Origin of the sequence: Arthrobacter terricola (assembly GCF_004354015.1) — a bacterium.
Lineage (GTDB): Bacteria > Actinomycetota > Actinomycetes > Actinomycetales > Micrococcaceae > Arthrobacter > Arthrobacter terricola.
This window is the reverse complement of the sequence record NZ_SMRU01000002.1, coordinates 189,683-215,642: the sequence shown is the minus strand read 5'-3', so window position 1 is coordinate 215,642 and position 25,960 is coordinate 189,683. Positions and strand designations below refer to the sequence as shown.

The 25,960-nt window shown below is 63.7% G+C and carries 25 protein-coding genes, 7 tRNA genes, 1 pseudogene and 1 riboswitch; of the genes and pseudogenes, 13 read left to right on the top strand and 20 right to left on the bottom strand.

The window, feature by feature from the left end; all coding sequences use genetic code 11:
- Positions 1–26 precede the first annotated feature (26 nt).
- The 6 genes from E1809_RS02730 to E1809_RS02705 form a co-directional block, all read right to left on the bottom strand.
- Entirely contained in the window at positions 27–695 is a 669-nt protein-coding gene (locus tag E1809_RS02730) for a DUF3000 domain-containing protein (RefSeq protein ID WP_133202679.1), read from the bottom strand.
- A gap of 58 nt (positions 696–753) precedes the next feature.
- On the bottom strand, positions 754–1,866 hold the full coding sequence (locus tag E1809_RS02725) for a threonine aldolase family protein (protein ID WP_133202678.1): 1,113 nt from the start codon (positions 1,864–1,866) through the stop codon (positions 754–756).
- A 9-nt stretch (positions 1,867–1,875) separates the two neighbouring features.
- Entirely contained in the window at positions 1,876–2,619 is a 744-nt protein-coding gene (locus E1809_RS02720) for an SDR family NAD(P)-dependent oxidoreductase (RefSeq protein ID WP_133202677.1), read from the bottom strand.
- 2 nt (positions 2,620–2,621) lie between these two features.
- Positions 2,622–3,986: a DUF6421 family protein gene (locus E1809_RS02715; protein WP_133202676.1), complete on the bottom strand. Its 1,365-nt coding sequence runs from the start codon at positions 3,984–3,986 to the stop codon at positions 2,622–2,624.
- Between the two features lie 175 nt (positions 3,987–4,161).
- Positions 4,162–4,653: a peptide-methionine (R)-S-oxide reductase MsrB gene (gene msrB, locus E1809_RS02710; RefSeq protein WP_235835401.1), complete on the bottom strand. Its 492-nt coding sequence runs from the start codon at positions 4,651–4,653 to the stop codon at positions 4,162–4,164.
- A gap of 13 nt (positions 4,654–4,666) precedes the next feature.
- Positions 4,667–5,158, bottom strand: coding sequence for a hypothetical protein (locus E1809_RS02705; RefSeq protein WP_133202675.1), 492 nt, complete (start codon positions 5,156–5,158; stop codon positions 4,667–4,669).
- A gap of 80 nt (positions 5,159–5,238) precedes the next feature.
- On the opposite strand from E1809_RS02705, the gene E1809_RS02700 reads away from it, so the two are divergent.
- Positions 5,239–6,528 carry an alpha/beta hydrolase family protein gene (locus E1809_RS02700; protein ID WP_133202674.1) on the top strand — a complete coding sequence of 430 codons (1,290 nt, stop codon included), beginning with the start codon at positions 5,239–5,241 and terminating at the stop codon, positions 6,526–6,528.
- A gap of 60 nt (positions 6,529–6,588) precedes the next feature.
- On the opposite strand, the gene ybaK is transcribed toward E1809_RS02700, so the two are convergent.
- From ybaK to E1809_RS02685, 3 genes are all read right to left on the bottom strand, one after another.
- On the bottom strand, positions 6,589–7,083 hold the full coding sequence (gene ybaK, locus E1809_RS02695; RefSeq protein ID WP_133202673.1) for a Cys-tRNA(Pro) deacylase: 495 nt from the start codon (positions 7,081–7,083) through the stop codon (positions 6,589–6,591).
- Positions 7,084–7,099: 16 nt separating this feature from the next.
- A complete protein-coding gene (locus E1809_RS02690; RefSeq protein ID WP_205754078.1) occupies positions 7,100–7,555 on the bottom strand; it encodes a SufE family protein in 456 nt (151 codons plus the stop codon).
- A gap of 75 nt (positions 7,556–7,630) precedes the next feature.
- Positions 7,631–8,554 carry a sulfurtransferase gene (locus E1809_RS02685; protein WP_133202671.1) on the bottom strand — a complete coding sequence of 308 codons (924 nt, stop codon included), beginning with the start codon at positions 8,552–8,554 and terminating at the stop codon, positions 7,631–7,633.
- 204 nt (positions 8,555–8,758) lie between these two features.
- Here E1809_RS02685 and zapE point away from each other — a divergent pair, with 204 nt between their 5' ends.
- A complete protein-coding gene (gene zapE, locus E1809_RS02680) occupies positions 8,759–9,796 on the top strand; it encodes a cell division protein ZapE (RefSeq protein WP_133202670.1) in 1,038 nt (345 codons plus the stop codon).
- A 29-nt stretch (positions 9,797–9,825) separates the two neighbouring features.
- On the opposite strand, the gene E1809_RS02675 is transcribed toward zapE, so the two are convergent.
- From E1809_RS02675 to E1809_RS02640, 8 genes and pseudogenes are all read right to left on the bottom strand, one after another.
- A complete protein-coding gene (locus E1809_RS02675) occupies positions 9,826–11,040 on the bottom strand; it encodes a benzoate/H(+) symporter BenE family transporter (protein WP_133202669.1) in 1,215 nt (404 codons plus the stop codon).
- 172 nt (positions 11,041–11,212) lie between these two features.
- Positions 11,213–11,425: pseudogene (locus E1809_RS27955) on the bottom strand (antitoxin).
- 272 nt (positions 11,426–11,697) lie between these two features.
- A tRNA-Gly gene (locus E1809_RS02665) sits at positions 11,698–11,773 on the bottom strand.
- A gap of 54 nt (positions 11,774–11,827) precedes the next feature.
- Positions 11,828–11,902: transfer RNA gene (locus E1809_RS02660), tRNA-Val, on the bottom strand.
- Positions 11,903–11,987: 85 nt separating this feature from the next.
- A tRNA-Gly gene (locus E1809_RS02655) sits at positions 11,988–12,060 on the bottom strand.
- 54 nt (positions 12,061–12,114) lie between these two features.
- A tRNA-Val gene (locus tag E1809_RS02650) sits at positions 12,115–12,189 on the bottom strand.
- A 40-nt stretch (positions 12,190–12,229) separates the two neighbouring features.
- A tRNA-Cys gene (locus E1809_RS02645) sits at positions 12,230–12,300 on the bottom strand.
- A 56-nt stretch (positions 12,301–12,356) separates the two neighbouring features.
- Positions 12,357–12,429 (bottom strand) — tRNA-Gly (locus E1809_RS02640).
- A gap of 262 nt (positions 12,430–12,691) precedes the next feature.
- Here E1809_RS02640 and E1809_RS02635 point away from each other — a divergent pair.
- Positions 12,692–12,763, top strand: a tRNA-Val gene (locus E1809_RS02635).
- A gap of 71 nt (positions 12,764–12,834) precedes the next feature.
- Here the strand turns inward: E1809_RS02635 and acs are convergent.
- The 3 genes from acs to E1809_RS02620 all read right to left on the bottom strand — a co-directional run bounded on the left by acs (position 12,835) and on the right by E1809_RS02620 (position 16,864).
- The gene (acs, locus tag E1809_RS02630) at positions 12,835–14,814 is read right to left on the bottom strand and encodes an acetate--CoA ligase (protein ID WP_133202668.1); all 1,980 of its coding nucleotides are present in this window, start codon (positions 14,812–14,814) and stop codon (positions 12,835–12,837) included.
- Between the two features lie 6 nt (positions 14,815–14,820).
- Positions 14,821–15,543, bottom strand: coding sequence for an acetate uptake transporter (locus E1809_RS02625; protein WP_133202667.1), 723 nt, complete (start codon positions 15,541–15,543; stop codon positions 14,821–14,823).
- Positions 15,544–15,715: 172 nt separating this feature from the next.
- Positions 15,716–16,864 carry a GGDEF domain-containing protein gene (locus E1809_RS02620; protein ID WP_133202666.1) on the bottom strand — a complete coding sequence of 383 codons (1,149 nt, stop codon included), beginning with the start codon at positions 16,862–16,864 and terminating at the stop codon, positions 15,716–15,718.
- A 152-nt stretch (positions 16,865–17,016) separates the two neighbouring features.
- Here E1809_RS02620 and E1809_RS02615 point away from each other — a divergent pair, with 152 nt between their 5' ends.
- The 10 genes from E1809_RS02615 to ribA all read left to right on the top strand — a co-directional run bounded on the left by E1809_RS02615 (position 17,017) and on the right by ribA (position 25,914).
- On the top strand, positions 17,017–17,898 hold the full coding sequence (locus E1809_RS02615) for a cytochrome (RefSeq protein WP_133202665.1): 882 nt from the start codon (positions 17,017–17,019) through the stop codon (positions 17,896–17,898).
- Between the two features lie 51 nt (positions 17,899–17,949).
- On the top strand, positions 17,950–18,516 hold the full coding sequence (gene def, locus E1809_RS02610) for a peptide deformylase (protein ID WP_133202664.1): 567 nt from the start codon (positions 17,950–17,952) through the stop codon (positions 18,514–18,516).
- Entirely contained in the window at positions 18,513–19,433 is a 921-nt protein-coding gene (gene fmt / locus E1809_RS02605) for a methionyl-tRNA formyltransferase (RefSeq protein WP_133202663.1), read from the top strand. The genes def and fmt overlap by 4 nt, the downstream gene beginning before the upstream one ends.
- Positions 19,430–20,977 (top strand): RsmB/NOP family class I SAM-dependent RNA methyltransferase, encoded by a 1,548-nt coding sequence (locus E1809_RS02600; RefSeq protein WP_133202662.1) that lies wholly within the window; start codon positions 19,430–19,432, stop codon positions 20,975–20,977. Before fmt ends, E1809_RS02600 begins: the two co-directional genes overlap by 4 nt.
- An 82-nt stretch (positions 20,978–21,059) precedes the next feature.
- Positions 21,060–21,722, top strand: coding sequence for a ribulose-phosphate 3-epimerase (gene rpe / locus E1809_RS02595; RefSeq protein ID WP_133202661.1), 663 nt, complete (start codon positions 21,060–21,062; stop codon positions 21,720–21,722).
- Between the two features lie 81 nt (positions 21,723–21,803).
- Positions 21,804–21,958, top strand: a riboswitch (FMN riboswitch).
- An 84-nt stretch (positions 21,959–22,042) separates the two neighbouring features.
- On the top strand, positions 22,043–22,741 hold the full coding sequence (pnuC, locus tag E1809_RS02590) for a nicotinamide riboside transporter PnuC (RefSeq protein WP_133202660.1): 699 nt from the start codon (positions 22,043–22,045) through the stop codon (positions 22,739–22,741).
- On the top strand, positions 22,738–23,886 hold the full coding sequence (gene ribD / locus E1809_RS02585) for a bifunctional diaminohydroxyphosphoribosylaminopyrimidine deaminase/5-amino-6-(5-phosphoribosylamino)uracil reductase RibD (RefSeq protein WP_133202659.1): 1,149 nt from the start codon (positions 22,738–22,740) through the stop codon (positions 23,884–23,886). Before pnuC ends, ribD begins: the two co-directional genes overlap by 4 nt.
- On the top strand, positions 23,886–24,524 hold the full coding sequence (locus E1809_RS02580; RefSeq protein ID WP_133202658.1) for a riboflavin synthase: 639 nt from the start codon (positions 23,886–23,888) through the stop codon (positions 24,522–24,524). Before ribD ends, E1809_RS02580 begins: the two co-directional genes overlap by 1 nt.
- The gene (ribB, locus tag E1809_RS02575) at positions 24,521–25,216 is read left to right on the top strand and encodes a 3,4-dihydroxy-2-butanone-4-phosphate synthase (protein ID WP_133202657.1); all 696 of its coding nucleotides are present in this window, start codon (positions 24,521–24,523) and stop codon (positions 25,214–25,216) included. Before E1809_RS02580 ends, ribB begins: the two co-directional genes overlap by 4 nt.
- Positions 25,213–25,914 (top strand): GTP cyclohydrolase II, encoded by a 702-nt coding sequence (gene ribA / locus E1809_RS02570; protein ID WP_133202656.1) that lies wholly within the window; start codon positions 25,213–25,215, stop codon positions 25,912–25,914. The genes ribB and ribA overlap by 4 nt, the downstream gene beginning before the upstream one ends.
- Positions 25,915–25,960: the final 46 nt, after the last annotated feature.

Below are 25,960 nucleotides of genomic sequence, written 5' to 3'. Positions count from 1 at the left end.
CGGGTTTCGAAGCCCCGCGCGGCGTGTCATGTCAGCCGCCGGTGTGGCAGGGGAGTGACGCCTGGAGGCAGGGGAGGCAGCCCCGCGAACATGCACACCATGTCGCACCACGCCTCCAGGTGGGCCTGCGCATCCGAAGATGCCGGGGTCCAGGAAGCACGGAGTTCGATGTCGATTGTCTCCGGCCGTTCGGCCAACGTCCCGAAGCTCTCGGAGAGGATGCGGGTGGCCGTTCCGCCGGCTGCCCGGTATTGGGCTGAGTGGTTTTCGAGGGCGTCCACCAGCCACGTCCAGGCGACCGAACCAAGCATCGCGTCGTTGCCCATGTCGGCGTCCAATTGCGCGCGGATGTACGTCACGATCCGGAACTCGCCGTCCCAGACGGCCGAGCCATCCGGATCGTGCAGCAGGATGAACCTGCCGGTGGCGAGTTCTTCGTCGTCCTCGTCTCCGGAGCCCGAGGTACCGCGAAGGTTCTCCTTGGAGAACGCCATCGCGGCCGGGCCGTGTACAGGGGTCCGGACATGACGGGTTGAGCTGCTGAAGACTTCCGCGCCCAAGGCCACGGCGAAAGGTGCCAAGCGCGACGGTGCCGGAATTTCAGCAAGCTTCAACTCACTCCGGCACTGGGCTTTTCGTAGCGTTCCCAACGCATGCAAGAACTCCGCGGGAACTTGTGCAAGTCCGTTCACCATCGCAGATTATGTGTCCGGGGCGGCGAAACCATGAAGCCACGCCGCCCCGTCACATGCCCTATGCCGAGGCCAGTTCGCGCTTGATCGCGGCGACGAAAGTGTCAATGTCCTCTTCCGTGGTGTCGAAGGAACACATCCAGCGCACTTCCCGGTTGGCTTCGTTCCAGTCATAGAACTTGAACGAGGAGCGCAGCCGGTCGGCAACCCCGGCCGGCAGCACTGCGAACACGCCGTTCGATTCGGTGGCTTGGGTGGGTTCGACGCCGTCGATGGAATCCACTGCAGCCCGCAAGCGGGCAGCCATGGCATTGGCGTGCTGCGCCGAACTGAGCCACAGGCCCGATTCGAGGAGCGCGATGAACTGGGCCGAAATGAAACGCATCTTGGACGCCAGTTGCATGTTCATCTTGCGGAGGAAATTCAATCCATGGGCGGCTTCCGGGTTGAGTGCAACCACCACTTCACCGAACAGGAGCCCGTTCTTGGTCCCGCCGAAGGACAAAATGTCCACGCCGGCGTCGCGGGTGAAGTTCCGCAGGGGAACGCCGAGGTGGGCGGCCGCGTTCGCGAGCCGGGCACCGTCCATGTGCAGCTTCATGCCCTTGGCATGGATGTGGTCGGCGATCGCCCGCACTTCTTCGGGGGTGTAGCAGGTTCCGAGTTCCGTGGTTTGGGTGATGGACACCGCGAGCGGTTGTGCCCTGTGCTCGTCCCCCCAGCCCCATGCCTCACGGTCGATGAGTTCCGGCGTCAATTTTCCGTCCGGGGCGTGAACTTGCAGGAGCTTGATCCCGCCGATCCGTTCCGGGGCGCCGTTCTCGTCCATGTTGATGTGGGCAGTCGAAGCGCAGATCACGGCTCCCCAGCGCGGCAGCAGCGATTGCAAGGAAAGGACATTGGCCCCGGTGCCGTTGAAAACGGGGAAACACTCAATGCCGGTCCCGAAGTGCTGCTCCATGACTTCCTGGAGCCGTTCCGTGTACTGGTCTTCGCCATAGGAAACCTGGTGGCCGCCGTTTGCCGCTGCCAGGGCGGCGAGGATTTCGGGATGGACGCCCGAATAGTTGTCCGAGGCGAATCCGCGGACGGAAGGATCGTGAAGGCGACCCTTGGGTTCGGAATCGAGGGCGGCAGGGAATTCCTGGGTTGTGCTCGTCACTTGTTCATTCACGCTTTCAGTCTATTTCGCAAGGTGGAGGCGTTGTCCGTTCAGTTCCGCCGCCGGCTGGTCGAATAACCGGAGCGCAGCCGTCGCCAGTTCTTTGACGTCGGTGTACCCGGGGAACTTCCGTTCCGGGTGTTCGCGCCGCATGGCGTCGTCCACCAGCGCTTTGATGACAAACACGACGGCTGCACTGTGTTGTTCGGTACTGCTGTGTTGTTCGGTACCCGGCCGGCCGGACTGCGCGCGGTGGAATCCGTCGGCGACGGCCATGGTCCAGGTTTCCGCGGCTGCCTTGGCCGCAGCGTAATTGGCTGCAGCGGCGGTCGGTGCCGCGACCGTCGTCGAACTCACCATGGCGAGGCGCCCCACGGGCGATGCCTCAAGGTCGCCATAGAAGACCCGCGAGACGTTCCTCAGTGTGGTGACGTTGCTCTGCTCCAGCGCGTACCAGTCCTCGTCCGACTGGTCCTCGATTCCCGAAGCACCCCGCCATCCTCCGACCAAGTGGATGACGCCGTCGACCGGTCCCGCCGAGCCCCTGACGGCCGCGGCCAGTTCACGCACTGAATCCAAGCTGCCCAGGTCGAACGAAAGGGCCTCGACGCCGGGGCCGGCCTGCATGGCTGCCGCCTTGATGCGCACGTCATCCGAACCCACGGTGATGACCCGGTGCCCGGCGCGGGCGAACGCGCGGGCCACGGCGATGCCGGAGGCGGAACTGCCTCCCGTGATGAGGATGTTGAGCTTGTTCGCTGTCATGATCACTCCGTCGTGCCCGTGATGCCGCTGGTGGATTCAATGACCGGCCGCATCTTCTTCTCGAGTGCTTCGTAGAACATGGAAAGGGGAAATTCGTCGTCGAGCACCTGGTCGGTGAGGCCCCGGGGCGGCCCGTCCAGGGGAAGCGCCGCCGGGCCTTTCGCCCACGTCGACGCCGGGTGGGGAGTGACCGTCCCGGAAATGAGTGCGTAGGCCGCAAGCCAGTGCGCCGCCTTCGGGCGGTCGATCGAGCGCCAGTACAGTTCGTCAATCCGGGCGCCGAGTTCAATTACGACGTCGGCCGCTTCGTCCCAGTCGATGCTGAGTTTGCTGTCGGTCCAGTGCAGGACGTGATGCTGGTGCATCCAGGCGAAAAGGAGCTGGCCCCCGAGTCCGTCGTAGTTGCGGACACGGTTGCCGGTGATGGCAAAGCGGAAAATGCGGTCGAAGATCACGGCGTACTGGACGAGCTTGGCGTGGCGTCGTGCATCAGCCGGGGCTTCGTCATCCTTTGAGATGCGAACCGACTCGCGGAATGCCGTCAGGTCACAGCGCAACTCTTCCAGCGAGTAGAGGAAGTACGGCATGCGCTGCTTGATCATGAAGGGATCGAAAGGCAGGTCGCCACGCATGTGCGTGCGGTCATGGATGAGGTCCCACATCACGAAGGTGCGTTCCGTGAGTTCCTGGTCATCAAGGAATTCGGCGGCTTCGGCCGGCAATTCGAGCGAAGTGGTTTCGGCGGCTGCCTTGAGGACGCGCCGGAACCGCGCCGCCTCCCGGTCGGCGAAGATCGCGCCCCACGTGAAGGCGGGCGTCTGTCGCACAGCAACGGTCTCGGGGAACAGTACGGCGGAATTCGTGTCGTATCCCGGAGTGAAATCGAGGAACCGGATGGGAACGAACAGCTTGTTGGAGTAGTCGCCGGCTTCCAGGCCCGCAATGAACTCGGGCCAGATCACCTCGATGAGGACAGCCTCCACGTAGCGGTTCGCGCTGCCGTTCTGCGTGTACATGGGGAACACGACAAGGTGCTGGAGCCCGTCATCGCGGTTCTCCTGCGGTTGGAAGGCGAGCAACGAATCGAGGAAATCCGGGACGCCAAAACCGGAATCGCACCAGCGTCCGAAATCCTTGACCAGGAGATCGAGGTACGTGGCATCGTGCGGGAACGCGGGAGCGAGCCCCTTGATGGATTCCATGATGGTGCCTGCGTGTTCGCGCGCGACCGCGTGGTGCGCCGGATCCTGGATGGAACCGTCCTGGCTTTGGAATTCCTGCAGTGCGGTGGCGGCGGACTTCAGGGCGAGCCAGTCCCGGTTGTCCGACGTGATGTGCGGGCGGGCGATGGTTGCGGTGGTGGTCATCGTCGACGGTGCCTTTCCTCAAATTGTTGTTCTGAGGTGAGCGTAACAAGGGAACAGATGCCCTAATCCAAAAGTGGGCCGAGCATAAGAAACTGTTGCTCATGATGTTCCGGCGACGCCGGAAGGTCCAGTCGGAGGAAGGCTGGACCTTCCGGGCATGTGGCGTCGGGAAGCGCTACTGCCCCGCGGCCGTCTCGATCAACCTGAGGGAAACCGAATTGATGCAATACCGCTGGTCAGTGGGCGTTCCGTAGCCTTCGCCCTCGAACACGTGGCCCAAGTGGGAATCGCAATTGGCACAGCGGACTTCCACCCTTTCCATGCCCAAAGTGCGGTCGTGCAGGTACCGGACCGTGCCTTCGGCGAGAGGCGCCCAGAACGACGGCCAGCCGCAGTGCGAATCGAATTTCTCATTGCTCGTGAAGAGTTCCGCGCCGCATGCCCGGCACTGGTACACACCGGAGGTATGGGTGTCCCAGTATTCCCCGGTGTACGGGCGTTCGGTCCCCGCTTGCCGGAGGACCTTGAACTCCTCCGGGGTAAGCTCCTCACGCCATTCGGCTTCGGTCTTTTCCACGCATTGCTTGTCCCGCGGCAAATCCTGGTGGGGAACGTCGGCCAGTGGATCCGCAGCTTCGAAGTACTTCCTGTTATCTGCAGTGCTCATGCTCTCTCAACGCTTACGAGTCGCCGATAAATCCCGAACCCGCATAAAGATGCAGGACCGGCAAGCCAAGCTGGTCCTGGGCTTTGTTGGCCCAGTCCGTGTGGAAGGTGTCGGCGATCGCATGCGGACGGGTGACCACTACAGCCTGTGCCGCGTCCAAAGCCTTGACCTTCGAGACTAAGCCGGCAACGGCGCCGCCGTCGACGATTTCACCCGTGACGCCGCCACCGAGGCCGCCAAGCGCCGCCAGCGAAAGGGACAGCGCCTCCGCCGCGTGAGTCCGTTCCTTCTGCGGATCCGGCGCCTGGGCAACCAGGTCCCGGAACGCTTTCGCCACGTCAAGCATCGACAGGTTCTCGAGGAAGTCCACTACGAGGTGCCGCTCCGTATTCGCGGGGACCAGGACAACCAAAGGCGCGTCGCCGTCGTCGAGCAGTTTGGCAATGTTGACGCGGTCTTCCGGGCCGAGGGGCTCTTCGGTAAGTATGACGATTGGATCACTCATGGCTACAGAGTAGACCTGAGTACGCCAAGTGGCACGCATGCCTGTACGGAGCATGCACCGGCACCGGGGAGAATGGTCACATGGCATCAATTCCGCGAGTCGCACGGGTCCGGGCAACACCGGGCTTTGCTGCGCCGAACGACGTCGACAGCAAGAAAATGTCGCTGGCCAAGTGGGCTATCGCGGGAGTCGTCGTAGGCGGCGGCATCGCGGGCCTGCTCGGTGCCGGGTCTTCGGCGCTCGCCGCCTATTTCGCGCGGCGCATCATCACCCCCTCCGTGCGCGAGTCCGACCAGGAAGTACTGGCGGTGGTCCGCGGCGATACCGGGCTCCAGGTCATCCTTGCGGCCACTCCGGACACCACGGCAGACGGCATCTTCAGCTTATTCTTCGCCGGCGGCAAGGGATTCGCTCGGATCGGGAGGATTACGTCCTATTCGCCTGCCGAGCGGACCGTGCAGCGGGAAGTCGAGGAGGTCTACAGCGGAGACCTCGCGACGGCGCGGCGAGGCTGGTGGAGCGGGGCGGTTTACGATTCCCCCGCCGCGCTCGGCCTCGAATCGGAAGACGTGCAGATCGACGTCGACGGCGGCAAGGCCCCCGCCTGGCTGGTCCGCTCCGAAGCCGGCAAGACAGCGAAGGTTTGGGCCATCATGGTCCACGGCCGCGGTGCCACGCGCCTTGAAGGCCTCCGCTCTCTGCGGATCGCGCGGGAACTGGGCCTCGATAGCCTGCTGATTTCCTACCGCAACGATGGACTGGCGCCCTCCGCAAGCGACGGCCGCTACGGGCTCGGCTCAACCGAATGGCACGACGTCGATGCCGCCATCGAATATGCCCTCGCCCAGGGTGCCCACGAGATTGTCTTGTTCGGCTGGTCGATGGGCGGGGCGATCTGCCTGCAGACTTCGGACCTGTCACGCAACCGGCACCTCATCCGCGCGATGGTCTTGGACGCACCCGTGATCGATTGGGTGAATGTCCTCGCCCACCACGCGCACATCAACCGGATTCCCTACGCGGTGGGACGCTACGGGCAATTGATGCTCGGGCACCCGCTTGGCCGTCGCCTCACAGGCTTGGCCGCACCCGTCGATTTGAAGGCAATGGACTGGGATACACGGGCGGTGGAGCTCAGGACCCCGACATTGGTGATCCATAGTATGGACGACGAGTACGTTCCCTACGGCCCGTCGGCAAGCCTTGCCGGGAAGAACCCGGAAATGGTCACTTTCGAACCTTTCCACGGGGCCAGGCACACCAAGGAATGGAATGTGGACCCGGAGAAATGGGAGCAAGCGGTGCGATCCTGGCTTGCCCCGCATCTGCAGCCACGGAGCGGTCCGCCATCGGTTGACGACTCCCAATAGTGAGTCCTGTGGCGTCGCGGGATGGAGTGATCGGGCCTGGAGTGATCGGGCCCGCGTACCTTAGTGGCTGCTCCCGATCGGCGCTGTCCGTGCACCGGTGAGCTTGATGAGATCGGCCGGAGCCAGTTCGATGTCCAGGCCGCGCCTTCCGCCGGACACGAGGACCGTGCCGTACGCCAAGGCTGATTCGTCCAGCACCGTAGGGGAGGACTGGCGCTGGCCCAGCGGCGAAATGCCGCCCAGGACGTATCCGGTGCGCCTCTCGGCTGCCTTGGGATCGGCCATGGCCGCCTTCTTCGACCCCAGGGCCGCGGCGATGGCCTTGAGATCCAATGTTCCGCTGACCGGAACGATCCCGACGGCGAGCTTTCCATCGACGTCCACCATCAGGGTCTTGAAGACACGGGCCGGATCGATTCCGAGGACCTCTGCCGCCTCGAGCCCGTAACTCGCTGCCGAAGGGTCATGGGTGTACGGGTGCAGCGTAAAAGGAACGCCGGCCGCAGCCAGGACGGCTGTAGCCGGCGTTCCTTGCGAAGCCTGTTTCTTGGCCATCGTTGACGTACGCCGTTCAGTTGAGCAGTCGGTCCGCCGCGGCGACCTTGCGTTTGATCCGTCCCAACATCGCCGTCATGCCGCGCATCCGCAGCGGAGTGATGGCGCGGGTCAGGCCAAGCAGTTCCGGCATGTCGTCCGGAACCGCCAGGATCTCAGCCGCGGTAAGCCCGTCGAGTCCTTCGTGGAGGACCCCGGCAAAACCGCGGGTGGTGGGTGCCTCCGGTGGTGCCTTGAAGAACAAACGGTAGGCGACGCCGTCGGCGTTCCTTTCCTGTTCGATCGTCAGGAACAGCGGCGATTGGCACTCGACGACCTGCTCGAGGAGCTCGGGGTGGTCCAGCAGGCGCTCGGGCAGGGCCGGGAGGCCCCGCGAGAACTCAAGCAGGAGTTGAAGGCGGTCCGGCTCCGTTAGTGCCTGGAAGTCATCGACAATTTCCGCCAGCGCGGCGGGCAAAGTATTGGTACTCATCACTTCCAGCTTACGCAGATCCGGGGCACGTAGTCCCCGGATCCCGTAATATGGCGGGGCCCAGGAGCGCGGGCCCTACTTTCCGACGAAGGCCGGGACGGAGCCGCGTTCGGCTCCCTTGGCGATCGGTACGCGCACGGCGTTGCCCCATTCGGTCCACGAACCGTCGTAGTTGCGGACGGTGTCGAAACCGAGCAAGTACTTCAGGGCGAACCAGGTGTGGCTGGAACGCTCGCCGATGCGGCAGTACGCCACGACGTCGTCACCTTCGGTGAGGCCTGCTTCGCCAAGGTACAGGGCCTCCAGTTCGGCGCGATTGCGGTACGTGCCGTCCTCAGCCGCGGCGCGGGCCCACGGAATGGATGCCGCGGTGGGGATGTGGCCGCCGCGCAGCGCGCCTTCTTCCGGGTAGGCCGGCATGTGCGTCCGCTGACCCGTGTACTCTTCCGGCGAACGGACGTCGATCAGCGGCTTGCCCAAGTGAGCGAGGACGTCGTCCTTGAAGGCGCGGATCGGGGAGTCGTTGCGCTCGACGACGGGGTACTCGCCGGTCGAGGGCTGCGGGACGTCGGTGGTGATTTCGCGGCCTTCGGCGATCCACTTGTCACGGCCGCCGTCCAGGAGCCGGACGTCCTCGTGGCCGAACAGCGTGAAGACCCAGAGGGCGTAGGCGGCCCACCAGTTGGACTTGTCGCCGTAGATCACCACGGTGGTGTCGCGGGAGATGCCCTTGGCCGATGCCAGCGCCGCGAAAGCCTCGCCGTCCACGTAGTCCCGGGTGACTTCGTCATTCAGGTCCGTGTGCCAGTCGATCTTGACCGCACCGGGAATGTGGCCGGTTTCGTACAGCAGGACATCTTCGTCGGATTCGACAACAACCAGGGTGCCGTCATTGAGGGCGCCGGCTTCAATAGCTGCGGCAAGCCACTCGGTAGACACAAGCCGCTCGGGGTGGGCATAAGCGGCGAACTTCTCGTTCTGTTCAACGGGGTAGGACATTGGTATGGCCTTTCACAGATAACGGTCGGCGCCGGGCCTTGGGCGTGTTCCGTTGCCCGGCATGAACCCCACATTATCGAGGCCGCAAAACTATCGCTTCCTGCGGTTCACATGGTGACATATGTCCTTCATCACGTGTCCGCCGGTGCTGTGGCATTGCCCGGTATTCTTGCTGGGGACTTAAGACACGAAGAACGGACCACCTTGGTACAAATCGAACAGCTCGCAGCGCGAACCCCGGCGATCTCAGTGGATGAGATCCTCAAGGGTTTCCATCCTTCGCCGCGGTTCGGTGACGTTTCTTTCACGAGCTATCGGCCGGATCCGAACCAGCCGAGCCAAGCGGAAGCTGTCAAGGCTCTTGAGGCGTTCGGGGCAACAGTTGGCTCAAGCGACGGCGAAGGGCTGTTCAAGCGTCTGTTCGGAAAGAAGGCCAGCGCGCGGGCGGGGATATACCTCGACGGCGGATTCGGCGTCGGTAAGACCCACCTCCTCGCTTCGCTGTGGCACTCCGCTCCGGGGCCGAAGGCGTTCGGAACGTTCGTCGAGTACACCAACCTCGTGGGCGCGCTGTCCTTCCGCAAGACGGTTGAAGCGTTGAGCAGCTACAAATTGGTGTGCATCGACGAATTCGAGCTTGATGACCCGGGCGATACAGTGCTGATGTCCCGCCTCATGCGCGAACTCGCCGACGCCGGCGTCAAGCTCGCTGCCACGTCCAACACCCTGCCGGGTTCGTTGGGCGAAGGCCGTTTTGCCGCCGTCGATTTCCAGCGGGAAATCCAAGTCCTCGCGGACCAGTTCGACGTCGTCCGGATCGACGGCGAAGACTTCCGCCACCGCGGCTTGCCCGCCGCCCCCGCCCCATTGAAAACAGACGAACTGAAGCACCGCATGCAAGCGGAGTTCGACGGCCAGACCGTTGCCGTGGATGATTTCCGGGGCCTGATCGACCATCTGGCCGGCGTTCACCCCAGCCGTTACCGCAAGCTTATCGACGGGATCGACGGAGTGGTCTGGCGCGACGTCGAAACGATCACCGAGCAGGCCGTCGCCTTGCGGTTCGTGGTCCTCGCGGACCGTTTGTACGACAAAGACGTCCCGATCCTCGCCAGCGGAGTTCCGTTCGACAAGCTCTTTAGCGAGGACATGATGACCGGCGGGTACATGAAGAAGTACTTCCGCGCTGTCTCCCGCCTCACGGCTCTGGCGCGCGAAGGCCAAGTCCACGAACCGTCCTGAACACGAATCATCCTGGGGCGGCGTGGCTCCTACTTCAGTGATTCCCGGGGCTTGAGGACCCAGCGCACCAGGATTCCGGCGGCAAGCGCCCAGAACGCGGCACCGATTCCGCCGAAGCTGAGGCCCGAGGCAGCTACCAGGAAGGTTACGGAGGCGCCGATCCGTTCCTCTGCGACCGCCAATGCTGACGCAATTGCCGAGGCCATTGTGCCCAGGAGGGCCAGACCCGCCACTGCCTCCAAAAGGCCCGGGGGCGCGGCGGCGACGACGGTCACGAGGGCTGCGGAAAACGCCGCGAGCACAAGGTATGCCAAACCCGAGGTGAAGGCTGCGATCCAACGCCGGCTCCGGTCCTCGCCCGCTTCGTCTCCCGCGGCCAGAGCTGCACTCAACGCGGCAAGGTTGATCGCATGCCCGCCGAAGGGAGCCCCAAGAACGGTGCCCGCGCCCGTCACCAGCATGGACGGACGCCACGGGACCGCATAGCCGAACGACTTGAGTACAGCCGTTCCGGGAATGTTCTGGGACGCCATGGTCACCACGAACAGCGGCAATGCGATGCCGGAGGCCGCGCCGAAAGTGAATGACGGCGTCGTCCAGTGCAGTTCCGGCAGGAGCCGGTTGCCAGGGATAGCCACGCCATTGGCTGCGATGTAGATCCCGATGACGCCAAGGGCCACTATGAGGGCCGCAGGCACCGACCAGCGCGGAGCGAACTTCATCATAATGAGCCAGCTCAGGATCACCGGGGCAACCAGCAGGGGAGCGGTGCCAAGCGCCTTGAACGGGGCAAGGCAGAGGGACAACAGCACGCCGGCGAGCATCGCCTGTGCAAGTGCAGTCGGTATCATCTCCATCAGCCTGCCGAGCGGCGGAACAAGGCCGGTCAGGACGATCAGCACCCCGGCAATCAGGAAGGCGCCGACGGCGGCCGGCCACCCGCCGTCGGGCAGCCCCGCGCTGGCGAGCAATGCGGCGCCCGGCGTCGACCACGCGAGCGTGACCGGAAGGCGGGAGCGCCACGAAAGCCAAAGGACGCCGACCCCGAAGGTGAGGGTGAGCGCGAGGAGGCCGCTCGCGGCTTGCTCCTGCGACGCCCCGACAGCCTTGAGCCCGGCGAGGACGACGGCGAAGGAGGAAGTGAATCCGACCAGCGCCGTGACGATCCCGGCGACGAGGGGACGGGAGAGCTGAGGGGAACGCGATTTACGCGGTTGTCGAGTGTCGAGGGGTGACGCTGGCATAATCCCTCACGTTACCGGAGGTGCGGCACCTGCACCGGCCGATTAAACGCCCCGATTAAACGCCGAGGGCACCGGCGTCGCCTCGCGGCGGGACCGGTGCCCCGTTGACGTTACTGTTCCAGGCGCTCAATCCGGAGAGTCCGGATGTGGAGCCTCATCCGTGGAGGGAGCTTCAGGCCGAAGCCTTGCTTGCGTCACCTTCGAGGTTGCCCACGAAATCAGAAGCGGCACCTTGAACTGCACCTACTTGCCCGGCGAATTTCCGCCGGTCTTATGGTCGATGAAATCTCCGACCTTATTCGATGCCGTCCTTGATGGCTTCTTCATTACCACCAATGAGGTCCTGAGCTTTGCCCTTCAGATCGTCAATTAATCCCACGGGCACCTCCCTTCAGTCGCGGAGCCAGTTCGCTCCTCCGTTTTCGATCCTAACTCCGGACCCCGGGGGTGCCAAGGACTTCCCGAACGAAAGGCTTTCGCTATCAGGGAACCTGTTGGCGGGGAGTAGCCGGGCTCGGCCTTGATGGGAAAGACGCCGGCGAGGAAGCGGGCCAGCCGCCCCGATTCTTCCTGGTAACAAAAAGTGGCCCGAAAACGCAGAAAGCGGCCGGAAACACAAAAAGCGGCTCCGAAGAGACGCTGCGTAAAACGTTTTTATGGAGCGGACGACGAGATTCGAACTCGCGACATCCACCTTGGCAAGGTGGTGCTCTACCAGCTGAGCTACGTCCGCATGATGCCCGACCGGTGCTTCCCGGCCTACATCATCAAGCAAGTTGCCTTGCTTTGGTGGGCGATACTGGGATCGAACCAGTGACCTCTTCCGTGTCAGGGAAGCGCGCTACCGCTGCGCCAATCGCCCGGATCCGGCTGCTGGGCCGGTCTGGTTCCGGATACTTAAAGATCCGGACTTGAAAAACGGCCCTGTGGTGGGCCGTGAACAAGCGAGCGGACGACGAGATTCGAACTCGCGACATCCACCTTGGCAAGGTGGTGCTCTACCAGCTGAGCTACGTCCGCATGATGCTTGCCAGCTATTGCCGGGCGTACATCAACAAGCAAGTTGCCTTGCTCTGGTGGGCGATACTGGGATCGAACCAGTGACCTCTTCCGTGTCAGGGAAGCGCGCTACCGCTGCGCCAATCGCCCAAAGCAAACCGGTCTGGACCGGAAACCAAGGTTTTCACCGAGGTGGGTACGGGATTCGAACCCGTGTATACGGCTTTGCAGGCCGCTGCCTCGCCTCTCGGCCAACCCACCGTGCAAGCACGATTCCTGGTGGATCCAAGAAGTCCATGCCGTGACAGTGTCCTGCGAGCGGACGACGAGATTCGAACTCGCGACATCCACCTTGGCAAGGTGGTGCTCTACCAGCTGAGCTACGTCCGCATAGTCTTTGTTCAGCGACCTGCCCGCAGGGGGCATTCCGTCGCTTTCCGACGAGTAAAAACTCTATAGGAGGTTCCGGGAAACTCCAAATCGATTCTTCCCCGCGGGGCGGCGAGGGCTCGAGTTCCTTGCAATTGCGCGGATTTTTTGAGTTACACGCGTGTGATTCGCGGGTAATCGTTGTGTGGTTTGCGCCGGCCGTTGTTCGCGCGTTTTCCCGATTTTTGAATTCCGGCCGGGGTCGGTTAGTCTTCTTGTGCACGGGCGATTGGCGCAGTGGTAGCGCGCTTCGTTCACACCGAAGAGGTCACTGGTTCGAACCCAGTATCGCCCACCGAGAAAAGAACCCCTCCAGCAAGTTTGCTGGAGGGGTTCTTTGGTTCCGGCTAGCTTCGACAGCCCGGGCTAGTGTCGACGCTCCGCATCGCTGGGCATGCCCGCCTTGATGAGGTCCATCACCGAGGAATCGGCGAGGGTGGTGACATCACCGATCGGCCGGTCCTGGGCTACGTCCTTAAGCAGCCGTCGCATGATCTTCCCGGAACGGGTCTTCGGCAGTTCCGGCACCACCATGATCTGGCGCGGTCGAGCGATCTTGCCGATTTCCTTCGCTACATGGTCGCGGAGCTCCTGGACAACCTCAGGTCCTCCGTCGCCCGCTTCGCTGCGCAGGATGACGAAGGCAACGATTGCCTGGCCGGTGGTTTCGTCGGAGGCCCCGATGACGGCGGCTTCCGCGACTTTCGCGTGGGAAACAAGGGCCGACTCGATTTCCGTCGTCGAAAGCCGGTGCCCGGCAACGTTCATCACGTCATCCACCCGGCCCAGGAGCCAAATATCTCCGTCTTCGTCCTTCTTCGCCCCGTCCCCGGCGAAGTAGAGGCCCGGAAAGCGCGACCAGTAGGTATCGACGTAGCGGTCGTCGTCGCCCCATATAGTGCGCAGCATGGAGGGCCACGGTTCCCGCAGGACGAGGTAGCCACCTGCCCCGTCAGGGACGGGGCTTCCGGCGTCGTCCACGACGTCGGCCACGATCCCGGGAAGCGCCTTCATGGCGGCGCCCGGCTTGCCCGCCGTAACTCCGGGCAGGGGACTGACCAAGATGGATCCCGTCTCTGTCTGCCACCACGTGTCCACCACCGGGGTCCGGTTGTGCCCGATGTTCTCGCGGTACCAGATGTATGCAGCGGGGTTGATCGGTTCGCCGACCGTGCCGATCAAGCGCAGGCTGCCGAGGCTGTATTTGGCCGGGATCTGTGCGCCCCACTTCATGAACGTGCGGATGGCGGTCGGCGCGCAGTAGAGGATCGAAACTTTGTATTTGTCGACGATTTCCCACCAGCGGCCCTGGTGGGGAGTGTCCGGCGTTCCCTCGTACAACACGGAAGTGGCTCCGTTGGCCAGGGGGCCGTACACGATGTAACTGTGCCCGGTAACCCAGCCGATGTCCGCGGCGGTCCAGAAAATGTCCGATTCCGCCTTCAGGTCGAAGACAGCCCAGTGGGTATAGGAGCATTGGGTGAGGTAGCCGCCAGTCGTGTGGAGGATGCCTTTGGGCTTGCCCGTGGTCCCCGAGGTGTACATCACGTAGAGGGGATGTTCGGCGTCGAAATCTTCGGCATGGTGTTCGGTCGACGCTTGGTCCACCGAGTCGTGCCACCAGATGTCCCGGCCGGGCGTCCAGTCGATGTCCTGCCCTGTGCGTCGCACCACTAGGACACTGCGGACATCGGGACAGTCCAGCAAGGCTTCGTCGACGGCGGATTTCAGCCCGACAACCTTCCCGCGGCGGTAGGCGCCGTCGGACGTGACCACGATCCGCGCGTCGCAATCGTGGATCCGCGTTCGGAGGGCATCTGCGGAGAATCCGCCGAAGACCACCGTGTGTGGAGCTCCGATCCGCGCGCACGCGAGCATTGCCACCACGGTCTCCGGAATCATGGGCATGTAGATAGCCACACGGTCGCCGGCTTTGACCCCCAGATCAGTCAGGGTGTTCGCGGCCTGGCAGACCATGTCCGTGAGCTGGGCATAGGTGATGGTCCGGGTGTCTCCGCCCTCACCTTCGAAGTAGTAAGCCACTCTGTCGCCGCGCCCGGCCGCGACGTGCCGGTCCAGGCAGTTGGTGGCAGCATTGAGCCTGCCTCCCACGAACCACTTGGCGAACGGTGCGTTCGACCAGTCCAGGACCTGCGTCCATTCGTGCGACCAGTCCAGCCGCCGTGCTTGTTGTGCCCAGAATGCCAGCCTGTCGCTGGCGGACGCTTCATAGTCCGACGACGTGGCGTTGGCTTGCGCTGTGAATCCGGCGTCCGGTGGAAAGCGCCGGTGTTCGTGCAGGAGGTTTGCGAGTGTCTCCTCAGAAGCGTCTGGCTGGGTGGCCATAGCCCGTCACCGACGCCCCACCGAAAGCACGGTCCGCTTGAAGGTGGAGTTTGCCACTACCGCGAGCGAGCAATACCAGGCAATGAGGGCGGTGATGATACCCAGCCAGCCACCCAGCATGGTCAATCCGCTTGCCGCCGTGAATGCGCCGATGAACAGGGCGATGAAAGTAAGCGTCAGGAAGACGAAGACGGCGAAGACGCCCATACTGACGCGCCATGAAGCAATGGTCATGTACGCCGTGAAGATTGCCCAGCCGAGAAGGTAGAGGCCGACTGCCTTGCCGGCGTCGGCGGCAGGAAGGTTTGCCGCCGTGAACTGGCTCAAGAACCAGAAGGACAACCAGAATGCACCGTATGAGCAGAATGCCGTAGCGCCGAAGACGTTGCGGTTTGCGAATTCCCAGATGCCGGCGCCGAATTGGGCGATGCCGCCGTAGAACAGGGCTAGTCCGAGCACTACCGGTTCGTCCGCTTTGGGAATGAGTCCCGCGTTTATTGCGCTCAACACAAATGTGGTCATGGCAAAGGCGCCCAGGCCAAGTGCCGCAGGATCGGCGAATGCAGAACCCGTGGCTGCCTGGGTCGATACTGTGCTTTGCGCAAGTGCCGCAGGATCGGCGCCTGCCTGGGTCGATGCTGTGTTGCTTTGTGTTGGTACGGGCGTTTCAGCCCTGCGACCGCTCCCTGTCGGGAAAGTTCCCGCTGCGGAAGTTGATTCGACACTCATGGTACGACTCCTTGGTCCGCACCAGCACCATCGCTGGTGACGTATACCAGAGTACACCTAGCTTGGCAAGGCAATACTTCTCGGAGATTGTGGCGAAGGTCACTATGCTATGTGATGCAAGTCACATAAATTGCCCCTCTAGTGATGGCTGTTAGCGGCCATTCCGCAGGCATCACGCGCGCCGTCCCGCCCTCACCACGCGGTTCCTTCCCAGCGATTTTGCCTCGTACAAAGCAGCGTCCGCGGCCGCGATCATCGTGGTGAGGTCGACAGCGTCGGCGGGACTTGAAGCGACTCCATAACTGACGGTCGGAAGCTGCATGTCGTCGAGGCTTTCGGTGGCTGCCAGGGCTCGGCTGATGTCGGCCGCGATGCTCTCGGCCCGTTCCTGCGTCGCTCCGGGCAGGAGCAGGATGAACTCTTCGCCGCCGTATCGCCCGACGACGTCGGTGGCCCGCACGGATTCGGTACAGGCATGGGCAAACGCCTTGAGGGCGGCGTCGCCGGCCGCGTGTCCGTAGACGTCGTTGATGGCTTTGAAGTGGTCAAGGTCGGCCAGGATCAAGGAGGCAATGGATCCCGTCGCATGCAGGCGCTTCAATTCCTTGGCGGCTAGGTCCAGGAAAGTGCCGCGGTTAAGCAGGCCCGTGAGGTTGTCGCGGGCGGCGCGTTCGCTGAGCCCGTTGATCAGTTGGTCGTTGCTGAGCGCGGTCATGCTGAAGGAGACAGCGACAAGCAGTACCAATGTGACCAGGCTTGCAATGGACGGGCCGAAGTACAGCCGGAAATCCGGTCCCGATTGTCCTTCCGCGAGAAACAGCACCCAGCGGCCGAAATAGTAGGTGGCGAGGAACCCGGCGGCTATGGCCATGGATTTGTGGACATGGGAGTAACTGGAATCCAGGCGCCAAAGATCCAGCGAAGCAAGGCCGATTCCTACGGTCATGAACCCCAGGTACGCGAGCCCTCCGGACCAGGTGTTGGTGCCCGGTGTGTCCAGGAGCGAAGCGAACACCGTTACGGCGCACGCGGCGGCGAGTCGCCATCGGGGTGCCGGGAGCATCCGCAGGGACCTCGCACCGGCCCAGACGCTGAATGCTCCTCCAACGAGCAAAGCGTTTCCGGACGGGTTCGCCCACACCTGGTGTGGCGTCCCGTTAAGGAGGAACGCGGAATTCCCCGTAAGGAAGAACAGAAGGGCGATGCACCACCAGCCGTTGTAGGCCGATCGTGTTCGGCGGAAGGATGCGTAGAACAGCAAGAGCAAGGTGAGAGCGACCACGCCAAGTGCAACTCGCAGCGTTGTTATATCGAGGACCATTATTCGCTCCCGTAGCCAAAGACGAGACCAATTATGGCATCGCTCGTCGAACAATGCGCCCCATCATTCACGACAGCCCCATTCGTTACACGCGTAGCGGCGGAGCAGTGGCCAGGCCGTTCACTGTCAGGGGTATGTGAAAGAGTTTTCCTATGACAGATCCACTGCTTGCCCATGCCACCGAGTACGGCCGGATGTATGCCCGGTCCACTTCGGAAACCTTCTCGGTGCCGTCCATCACCACGGTGATCGGGCAGCAGGCCCATGACCTGGATGGTTGGTTCGGTTACATGGGGGCCAGCAGCCTCGCGAAGGACCCGGAACTCCCGCAGCATCTCTCCAGCCCGGCGAAGATGCGGCAAGCAGTCAATAGAGCGGCCAAGGCAGCCGAAGTCTATAGGGACGATGCCGCCCGTCGCGGCGACCGGGTCCACGGCTATTGCGAGCAGGTCGCCCTTCGCGCACTCGGACGTCCGCACCGGGTGGACGAAGCACGCGCCGAACTCGTATCGAACGGCGAGGAAGCCTTTGCCGCCCGGTTCGACGAATGGTGGGAGTTGTATCGGGTTGAACCGATCGCTCCGGAGATCACGGTGTGGAACGCGAGCGTCGGCTACGCGGGCACCTTGGACCTCGTCGCCAAGATCGGCGGCCGTGTGTGCCTCATCGATTACAAGACCAAGGGGACAACGCGCGATGGAACCGTGAAGCCCCTCGACAACAAAGTGGTCATGCAATTGGTGGCGGGCATGAAGGCGGAAGAGAGCCTTGTCGATCCCGTGGCAGGGGAGTGGGAACCCTGGCAATACGGAGAGAATCCGATCCTGCTTGCCGTAGCCATCGGCGAAACCGAAGTGCGTCCGCAACGGGCCAATCCGGATGTCCTCAAGCATTACTGGTGGAAGTTCTGCGCCCTGAAGAGGGTGTGGGAAATGTCGGCCGACGTCTCCTCGGCGGGAACAGCCCTGCTCCCGGTTGCTCCGCCGTCGTACCCTGCCGCCGCCGCAGTGGCAGGCTCAACTAAACTGGCTTAGCTCCCTCGTTGCGGGGGTCGAAGTTTTGCCGATCGTGAGGAAAGACAGCAGATGGCCATATTGAGTATCCGTATCATCGGCGACCCCGTGCTCCGCACGGTTGCCGAGCCAGTCACGGAATTCGGACCTGAGCTGGCCAAACTTGTGTCGGACATGACCGAAACCATGGAAGACGTGGACGGCGCGGGCCTCGCGGCCCCCCAGATCGGCGTGAGCCAAAGGGTCTTCACCTACCGTATTGGCGGGGTGGAAGGCCACATCATCAACCCTGTCCTGGAGAACAGCGAAGAATTCCAACCGGACGAGGTGGAGGGCTGCCTCTCCATTCCGGGCCTCGCGTTCCCGGTCCGCCGTCGCCAGACCACTCGCGCCACCGGCGTCGACCTCAACGGCAACCCGGTGTCCATCGAGGCGGAAGGCATGCTCGCGCGGTGCTTCCAGCATGAGACTGACCATCTCGACGGAATCCTCTTCACGGACCGTTTGGAAGGGGAGGACCGGAAAACCGCGTTGAGGGCGATCCGGGCAGCGAACTACCACTCGGTCACCGAACAAACCACGGCCAAGCGCGCCACGACAGTTGCGTCGAGCTTCGGCAGCTTCGGGGTTGCCGAGTGAGGGTGCTCTTCGCCGGCACTCCCGCGGTTGCCGTTCCATCGCTCGAGGCTTTGATCGGGGCCGGTTTTGAGGTTGTTGCCGTGCTGACCAGGCCGGATGCGCCCACCGGTCGAAAGCGGATCATGACACCGTCTCCGGTTGCCGCACGGGCCTCGGAGCTCGGCATCGACCTCATCCATGCCTCAAAGGTGGATGCCGGCGTCACGGAGCGGATCGCCGCTTATCAGCCCGATGTTGCCGCGATAGTCGCATACGGCGGGCTCATTCCGATGGCCGCACTCGGAGTGCCGCGCCATGGCTGGATCAACCTCCACTTTTCCTTGCTTCCGGCTTGGCGGGGCGCGGCACCGGTGCAGCGCTCGGTGATCGCAGGTGACGACGTCACGGGTGCTGCGACCTTCCTCCTGGAAGAGGGGCTGGATACCGGACCTGTCTTCGGGACCCTGACCGAAACCGTGCGTCCGGAAGACACCGCTGGAGATTTGTTGGAGCGGCTTTCGCGTAGTGGCGCTGTCTTGTTGAGCCAGACGCTCTCCGCCATCGACGCCGGCAAGGCGGCTCCCCAGCCCCAGTTCGGTGACGTCTCACTCGCCCCGAAGCTGACGCTCGACGACGGCCGGCTCGACTGGAGGCAACCGGCCCTCGCGATCAACCGACGGTCCCGCGGTGTCACACCGGAGCCGGGGGCATGGACCATGCTGGATGGGCAACGGGTCAAGCTGGAACCCGTGGCCATGCGCCCCGATGTCCGCGACCTCGCGCCGGGCCACGTCAGGGCTGAGGGCCGGAACGTTTTGGTCGGCACAGGATCCCATGCGGTGCAGCTTGGCCGGATCCAGCCTGCGGGCAAGAAAATGATGCCGTCGGCCGATTGGGCCCGTGGTTTGGCAACACCGGAAAATGTGGAGTTTGAATGAATGAGTCAGGCCGGCGCGGCCCGAATACCGGCGGAAACCGTGGGGACGGGCACAACAGCCGCGGTGCCCGCGGCGAAAGCCATCGCAACGCCCAAGGCCGCGAACGCAACCGGGGCCCGCAGCGTGGTTTCTCGGCCAATGCTCCCTCCCAGCGGACCCGCCGGGCCGATCCCGCGAGGTTGGTGGCGTTCGAGGTCCTGCGCGCAGTCGCCTCGGAAGATGCGTACGCGAACCTGGTGTTGCCCGCGCGGATCCGCCACCACCATCTCGACAAACGCGATGCCGGCTTTGCCACTGAACTTAGCTACGGGGCTTTGCGCGGCCAGGGCACTTACGACGCCGTGCTCGCGAAATGCGTCGACCGACCGCTCTCGAAGCTCGATCCCGCGATCCTGGATGCGCTCCGCCTTGGCGCGCATCAGTTGCTTGCCATGCGCGTCCCTGCCCATGCCGCCTTGGACCAGACCGTCGGTTTGGCCCGTGCCGTCATCGGAGCCGGTCCGTCCTCCCTTATCAACGCCGTGCTGAGAAGGGTCAGCGCGAGGTCGTTGCCGGAGTGGCTCGATTACCTCCTGGAGGACGAATCGGACGAGACAAGGATCGCTTCGGTCCGCCACGCGCACCCGGAATGGATTGTCAGGGCGCTGCGCCAGTCGCTCGTCGCTCATGGCCGCCCGGCAAACGAAATCACTGAATTGCTCGACGCCGACAACGCCGCCCCGGTAGTGAACCTCGTGGCTCTGCCGGGAATAGGCAACCTCGACGAAGCTTTCGAAAACGGTGCTACGGCTGGCGAACTCGTCGCAGATTCCGCATTGTCCAGCGGAGGCGACCTCGGCCGTATGTCATCCATCCGCGAGGGCACCACGCGGGTCCAGGATGTCGGATCCCAATTGGTCGCGCGCGCCGTCGTCGGAGTCGAGCTCGGATCCGCGCCTGGGACGGGCGAGAAGTGGCTGGACCTTTGCGCCGGCCCCGGCGGCAAAGCCGCGCTTCTTGCCGCGCTCGCCCGCCAGGAGGGGGCGACCCTCCTGGCCAATGAACCAGCAGAACACCGGGCGAAACTGGTCCGCCAGGCCCTCGGGGCAGTTCCCGGCGACACGTGGACCGTTCGCGTCGGCGACGGGCGCGACGTCGGCAAGGAGCAGCCGGGGACGTTCGACCGGGTCCTTGCAGACGTTCCGTGCAGTGGCCTCGGCGCGCTGCGACGCCGGCCTGAGTCGCGTTGGCGCCGGACGCCCAAGGACCTCGCCGATCTCGGTCCCTTGCAGCGTGAACTACTCAACTCGGCCATCGACGCCGCGAAGCCCGGCGGGGTGGTGGCTTACGTCACCTGTTCGCCGCACCCGGCGGAGACCACCGCCGTCGTGGACGATGTCTTGCGCAAGCGGACCGACGTGGAACAGATCGACGCCGGAGCCGCCTTGGATGCCGTGAGCCTCACCGGAAGCCTCGGCGCCGGGCACGAGTTGACAGCCCAACTTTGGCCGCACGTGCACAGTACGGACGCGATGTTCCTGGCGCTCCTGAGGAAGAAACCGTAACGTTCAGCGGCCATCCCTGGCCGACCGCCGCCCGCGCCTAAGCTGGAACCGCGAGACCGACACCAACCCAGAGGGAACTGCCTTGACCCAGTGCTGCATCAACCCGAGCATCCTTTCCGCGGACTTCGTGAACCTGGAAGCCGAGCTGAAAAGGATCAGCAACGCCGACGCCGTGCACGTGGACGTGATGGACAACCACTTTGTCCCGAACCTGACACTCGGCCTGCCCGTCGTGGAACGGATCCAGGCAGTCAGCCCGGTTCCGCTGGATGCCCACCTGATGATCGCCGACGCCGACCGCTGGGCGCCGTCCTACGCGGACGCTGGCGTGGCTTCAGTGACGTTCCACGCCGAAGCTGCGATCGCTCCCGTCAAGCTCGCCCGCGAACTGCGCGCCCGCGGCTCGAAGGCGGGGATGGCGCTCCGCCCGGCCACGGCCGTGGAACCGTACTTGGACATGCTTGGCGAACTGGACATGCTCCTCATCATGACGGTCGAGCCCGGCTTTGGGGGGCAGTCCTTCCTGGACATCACGTTGCCGAAAATCCGGCGGGCACGGGCTGCCATTGACGGTTCCGGCATCGGCGTCGCCTTGCAGGTTGATGGGGGCGTCACCGAGGAGACCATTGTCCGGGCGGCCGAGGCAGGTGCGAACGTCTTCGTTGCGGGATCCGCCGTCTACGGCCATGACGACCCCGCTGCGGCCATCGACCGGTTGCGTGCAGCCGGTGTTGGTGCAATGTGACGATAATGACGCACGCGGCTGCAGTGAGGCGGGGGAATACATTGTCCATGCCGCCGGTTGTGGCACAATAGCAAACACACATTACGTGCTCCGGGGTCGGTGTAATTCCGAACCGGCGGTCATAGTCCGCGACCCGCGAGCCATTGTGGTTCCTGCAAAGGAGCCGCGAGGGCGGACGGTTGAACTGGTGGAATTCCAGTACCGACAGTTAAAGTCTGGATGGGAGAAGCACGTACAGTCTTGGCTCGGCGCCTTGTGCGCCTGGTCCTAAGCTGTCGTACACCCCCGGAGCCATCGCGGCATTCGAGGGAAGGAACGGCATGGACTTTCTGCGATGGCTCTTCGAAGCACAGATTCCCGTTGGCGGATCTGTTTTGGTTCTTCGTGAAGTGCTAGGCAACATCTTCGGGCTCACCAGCGCCTTGGGCGGCATGCGCCGCAAAGTCTGGGCATGGCCTATTGGCATCGCGGGCAATCTGCTCCTGCTCACGGTATTCCTCGGCAACGTCTTCGGTACGGCTTCTCCGGCAACCCTGTGGGGTCAAGCCGGACGGCAAGTCATGTTCATCGGTGTCGCCGTTTACGGCTGGTACCGCTGGAGGCAGGGCCTTCGATCGGCTTCCCAAAACCGGGCCATCGTGCCGGGCTGGGCGAGTCCGGCTGCTCGAATCCTTTTGGTGGCAGCCATGTTCGCCGGAACTGCGGCACTGACCCCGCTCTTCGCCTCGCTGGGCTCCTATCCGCCAGTGTGGGCGGATGCCTGGACGTTCATGGGGTCGCTACTGGCCACCTACGGAATGGCGCGCGGTTGGACCGAGTTCTGGCTCATCTGGGTTGCCGTGGACATCGTTGGAGTACCGCTCCTATTCAGCGCGGGCTACTTCGCCAGCGCCTTCATGTACCTGTTTTACGGTTTCTTCACGCTGGCTGGATTCTTCGTGTGGTGGCGGGCTGATCGACGTGAGCGCACATCGCGAATCGGTGGCCTCGAGCCTGCACCGGCTGGAGCCTTGCAATGAACGAGTCCTTTAACTTGGCCTTCTCAACAGCCGAATCAGAGGCCATGGAAACCGCGTTGCACGTCGCGCTCAGGGGACACAGGGGTGCCAATCCGTTGGTCGGAGCCGTTGTCCTCGGAGCAGGCGGGAAGCAGTTGGTCACGGGCTACCACCGTGGCGCGGGCAGCGCCCACGCAGAGGCGGACGCCATCAACAACGCGCAAGCAAAGGGGGTTGACCTTCGCGGCACCACCATGGTGGTCACCTTGGAGCCGTGCAACCACACCGGCAGGACCGGCCCTTGCGCGCAGGCCATTATCGACGCCGGAATCTCGCGTGTGGTCTACGCCGTCGACGATCCCCATGACCGTGCCGCAGGCGGTGCCCGCACGTTGCGGGCGGCCGGCGTCGACGTGCAGTCCGGCCTCAGCGCCGAGGATGCTCACGCGCTGAACCGTGAGTGGTTTGCCGCGGTCAGGGCCAGGCGTCCGTTCGTCACGCTCCACATCGCCCAGACCCTTGACAGCAGGATTGCGGCCACGGACGGGACGAGCCAGTGGATCTCAAGCCCGGAATCCCTTGCCGACAACCATGGTTTGCGCAGGTTGATCGACGCGATCCTGGTGGGCACGGAAACAGTCCGGGTGGACAACCCCCGCTTGACGGCCCGGGAGCTCGATGGCCGGGAATCCGAAAGCCAGCCCCTAAGGGCGGTCATGGGATTGAGGGACATTCCCGCCGATGCCGCCATGCGAGGAACGGATGGCAGATTCGTCCATCTGCGCACCCGGGAGCCGGCGGAAGCTCTGGAGCTGCTTTTCGCCGAGGGCGTCCGCCACGTCATGGTGGAGGGTGGATCCCGCATCCTCAGTGCGTTCCTCGCGGCCGGACTTGTGGACGAGATGATCATCTATCTCGCGCCGACCCTTCTCGGTGCAGGCAAAGCTGCCTTGGGGGACCTCGGAATTTCGACCCTGGCCGAAGCCCAGCATTGGACCTGGGACGACGCCGGCGGCGGTTCGGTCCATGCCCTGGGGCGGGACCTTCGCTTGCACCTGCGTTCCGGACCAGCTGACGAAAACAACCCCGCGTGGAGCACGTCCCGCGACCACAACAAGCCACTTCCGGGCAAGGATGCCACGGATTCCACCACAGGAGGACACTGATGTTTACCGGAATCGTCGCTGAACAAGGCACGGTCCTGTCCGTCGAACACGAGGGCGGGACGAGCGCGACCCTGCGCCTGAAGGCACCTACCACCGCGGAAGGCCTCGCACTGGGCGGCTCCATCGCCGTCAACGGAGTATGCCTGACCGCCACGGAAATCGACGGCCAGGAATTCAGCGTCGACGTCATGGGCGAGACCCTCGTACGCACCACTATCGGCGAACTCACTGCCGGCGATGCAGTCAATCTTGAGCGCTGTGTCGAGGCGGGTGGCCGCTTGGACGGCCACGTCGTCCAAGGGCACGTGGACGGTGTGGGCGAGCTTCTCGAGCGTGAATCCCTCGGAAACTGGGATCGTCTCCGGTTCGGCGTCCCGGCCCCGTTGGCCCGGTACATCGCCGAAAAAGGATCGATCGCCGTCGACGGCGTTTCGCTCACCGTTACGGCAGTCAGCCCGGCGGCTGAAGCCAATCCGTGGTTTGAAGTGGGCCTCATTCCCACCACTCTGGATGAAACCGGTCTCGGCGCAAAAGCCGCAGGAGGCCGGGTAAACCTCGAAGTCGACGTGCTCGCCAAGTACACTGAGCGGCTGTTGTCCTTCCGCCCGACCGCACAGGCAGAGGAGGCCGCACTGTGAGTGCCGAACATAACCAGGGCACCACCGCGGTGCGACAAGGCCTGGATCCCGTCGAAGCGGCCGTCCAGGCGATGGCGGCAGGACGACCCGTCATTGTGGTTGACAACGAGGACCGCGAGAACGAAGGCGACATCATCTTTGCCGCGGAGCATGCGACGCCGGCCCTCATGGGCTGGACGATCCGCTACAGCTCCGGTGTCATCTGTGTTCCCCTTGAGGGCGCCCGGGCCGACGCACTCGCACTTCCCCCGATGGTCTCAGTCAACGAGGACGCCAAGGGCACTGCCTACACTGTGTCTTGTGACGCGGCTATCGGAGTGAGCACCGGCATTTCGGCCACCGACCGCGCCTTGACGGCGCGGATCCTTGCCGATCCCAGCAGCACTCCGTCGTCCATTACCCGGCCCGGGCATATTTTTCCGCTCCGGGCCGTTAAAGGGGGAGTGCGTGAACGTCCGGGGCACACGGAAGCGGCGGTTGACCTGTGCCGGCTTGCAGGCCTTGCCCCGGTAGGCGTGATCGCCGAGTTGGTGCATGACGACGGTGAAATGATGCGGCTGGACAGCCTCCGGGAGTTCGCTGCCGAGCACGGGTGTCCTCTGATCTCGATAGAGGACCTCGTAGCTTACGTAGCGGCTTCGGAAGGCGGGGACCAGGCGGCAATTCCGGCAGTAGACGAGGAGCAGCGATGACCACATCGACAAAGCACGACGGCGGCAGCGCGGCACGTGCACCCCATCCGGTGAGCGGTGGCCCGATAGTCCAATTGCCCACCGCTTTCGGCGAGTTCGTGGCCCAAGCTTGGACCGACCTCGTGACCGGCGTCGAGCATTTGGCGGTGAGTTCTCCCGTCGCCCACCGGCCAGGCAGGGCCCCCTTGGTGCGCTTGCATTCCGAATGCCTCACAGGCGACGTTTTCGGCTCCTACCGCTGCGATTGCGGTGAACAGCTCGCGTACGCGTTGGAGCTCATCGCCGAAGAAGGCGGCACCCTGCTCTATCTGCGCGGCCAGGAAGGGCGCGGCATCGGCCTGGCGAACAAGATCAAGGCCTACGCCCTTCAGGAAGCCGGATTCGACACCGTGGAAGCCAACGAACAATTAGGCCTCCCGGTCGATGCGCGCTGCTACAAGGCCGCCGCCCAGATCCTGGCCGAAATGGGCCTTCATGAGATCCGTCTCCTGAGCAACAACCCGGATAAGCAGAACCGGCTGGCCCAGGCAGGCGTGAAGGTTGTCGAGATGGTTCCCACCGAGGTTCCGTCCCGTGAACAGAACCTGCGCTACCTGCAAACCAAGAAGAACCGCATGGACCATCGCCTGACGCTTGGCGAAACCGAGCCCGCGGGCAGCCATGCCATTGCCACGACCTTCGAGCACGAACAAGACTGAAGCGCATCCTCAAGACTGAGCTGCACTCCCACAACGAACGGACTAT

What these genes read in the sequence shown, in the direction of transcription:
- E1809_RS02730 (WP_133202679.1), bottom strand. Translation starts at nt 695, where the DNA reads ATGGTGAACGGACTTGCACAAGTTCCCGCGGAGTTCTTGCATGCGTTG.
- E1809_RS02720 (WP_133202677.1), bottom strand. Translation starts at nt 2,619, where the DNA reads ATGACAGCGAACAAGCTCAACATCCTCATCACGGGAGGCAGTTCCGCC.
- E1809_RS02715 (WP_133202676.1), bottom strand. Translation starts at nt 3,986, where the DNA reads ATGACCACCACCGCAACCATCGCCCGCCCGCACATCACGTCGGACAAC.
- msrB (WP_235835401.1), bottom strand. Translation starts at nt 4,653, where the DNA reads ATGAGCACTGCAGATAACAGGAAGTACTTCGAAGCTGCGGATCCACTG.
- E1809_RS02705 (WP_133202675.1), bottom strand. Translation starts at nt 5,158, where the DNA reads ATGAGTGATCCAATCGTCATACTTACCGAAGAGCCCCTCGGCCCGGAA.
- E1809_RS02700 (WP_133202674.1), top strand. Translation starts at nt 5,239, where the DNA reads ATGGCATCAATTCCGCGAGTCGCACGGGTCCGGGCAACACCGGGCTTT.
- ybaK (WP_133202673.1), bottom strand. Translation starts at nt 7,083, where the DNA reads ATGGCCAAGAAACAGGCTTCGCAAGGAACGCCGGCTACAGCCGTCCTG.
- E1809_RS02690 (WP_205754078.1), bottom strand. Translation starts at nt 7,555, where the DNA reads ATGAGTACCAATACTTTGCCCGCCGCGCTGGCGGAAATTGTCGATGAC.
- E1809_RS02685 (WP_133202671.1), bottom strand. Translation starts at nt 8,554, where the DNA reads ATGTCCTACCCCGTTGAACAGAACGAGAAGTTCGCCGCTTATGCCCAC.
- E1809_RS02675 (WP_133202669.1), bottom strand. Translation starts at nt 11,040, where the DNA reads ATGCCAGCGTCACCCCTCGACACTCGACAACCGCGTAAATCGCGTTCC.
- acs (WP_133202668.1), bottom strand. Translation starts at nt 14,814, where the DNA reads ATGGCCACCCAGCCAGACGCTTCTGAGGAGACACTCGCAAACCTCCTG.
- E1809_RS02625 (WP_133202667.1), bottom strand. Translation starts at nt 15,543, where the DNA reads ATGAGTGTCGAATCAACTTCCGCAGCGGGAACTTTCCCGACAGGGAGC.
- E1809_RS02620 (WP_133202666.1), bottom strand. Translation starts at nt 16,864, where the DNA reads ATGGTCCTCGATATAACAACGCTGCGAGTTGCACTTGGCGTGGTCGCT.
- E1809_RS02615 (WP_133202665.1), top strand. Translation starts at nt 17,017, where the DNA reads ATGACAGATCCACTGCTTGCCCATGCCACCGAGTACGGCCGGATGTAT.
- def (WP_133202664.1), top strand. Translation starts at nt 17,950, where the DNA reads ATGGCCATATTGAGTATCCGTATCATCGGCGACCCCGTGCTCCGCACG.
- E1809_RS02600 (WP_133202662.1), top strand. Translation starts at nt 19,430, where the DNA reads ATGAATGAGTCAGGCCGGCGCGGCCCGAATACCGGCGGAAACCGTGGG.
- pnuC (WP_133202660.1), top strand. Translation starts at nt 22,043, where the DNA reads ATGGACTTTCTGCGATGGCTCTTCGAAGCACAGATTCCCGTTGGCGGA.
- ribD (WP_133202659.1), top strand. Translation starts at nt 22,738, where the DNA reads ATGAACGAGTCCTTTAACTTGGCCTTCTCAACAGCCGAATCAGAGGCC.
- E1809_RS02580 (WP_133202658.1), top strand. Translation starts at nt 23,886, where the DNA reads ATGTTTACCGGAATCGTCGCTGAACAAGGCACGGTCCTGTCCGTCGAA.
- ribA (WP_133202656.1), top strand. Translation starts at nt 25,213, where the DNA reads ATGACCACATCGACAAAGCACGACGGCGGCAGCGCGGCACGTGCACCC.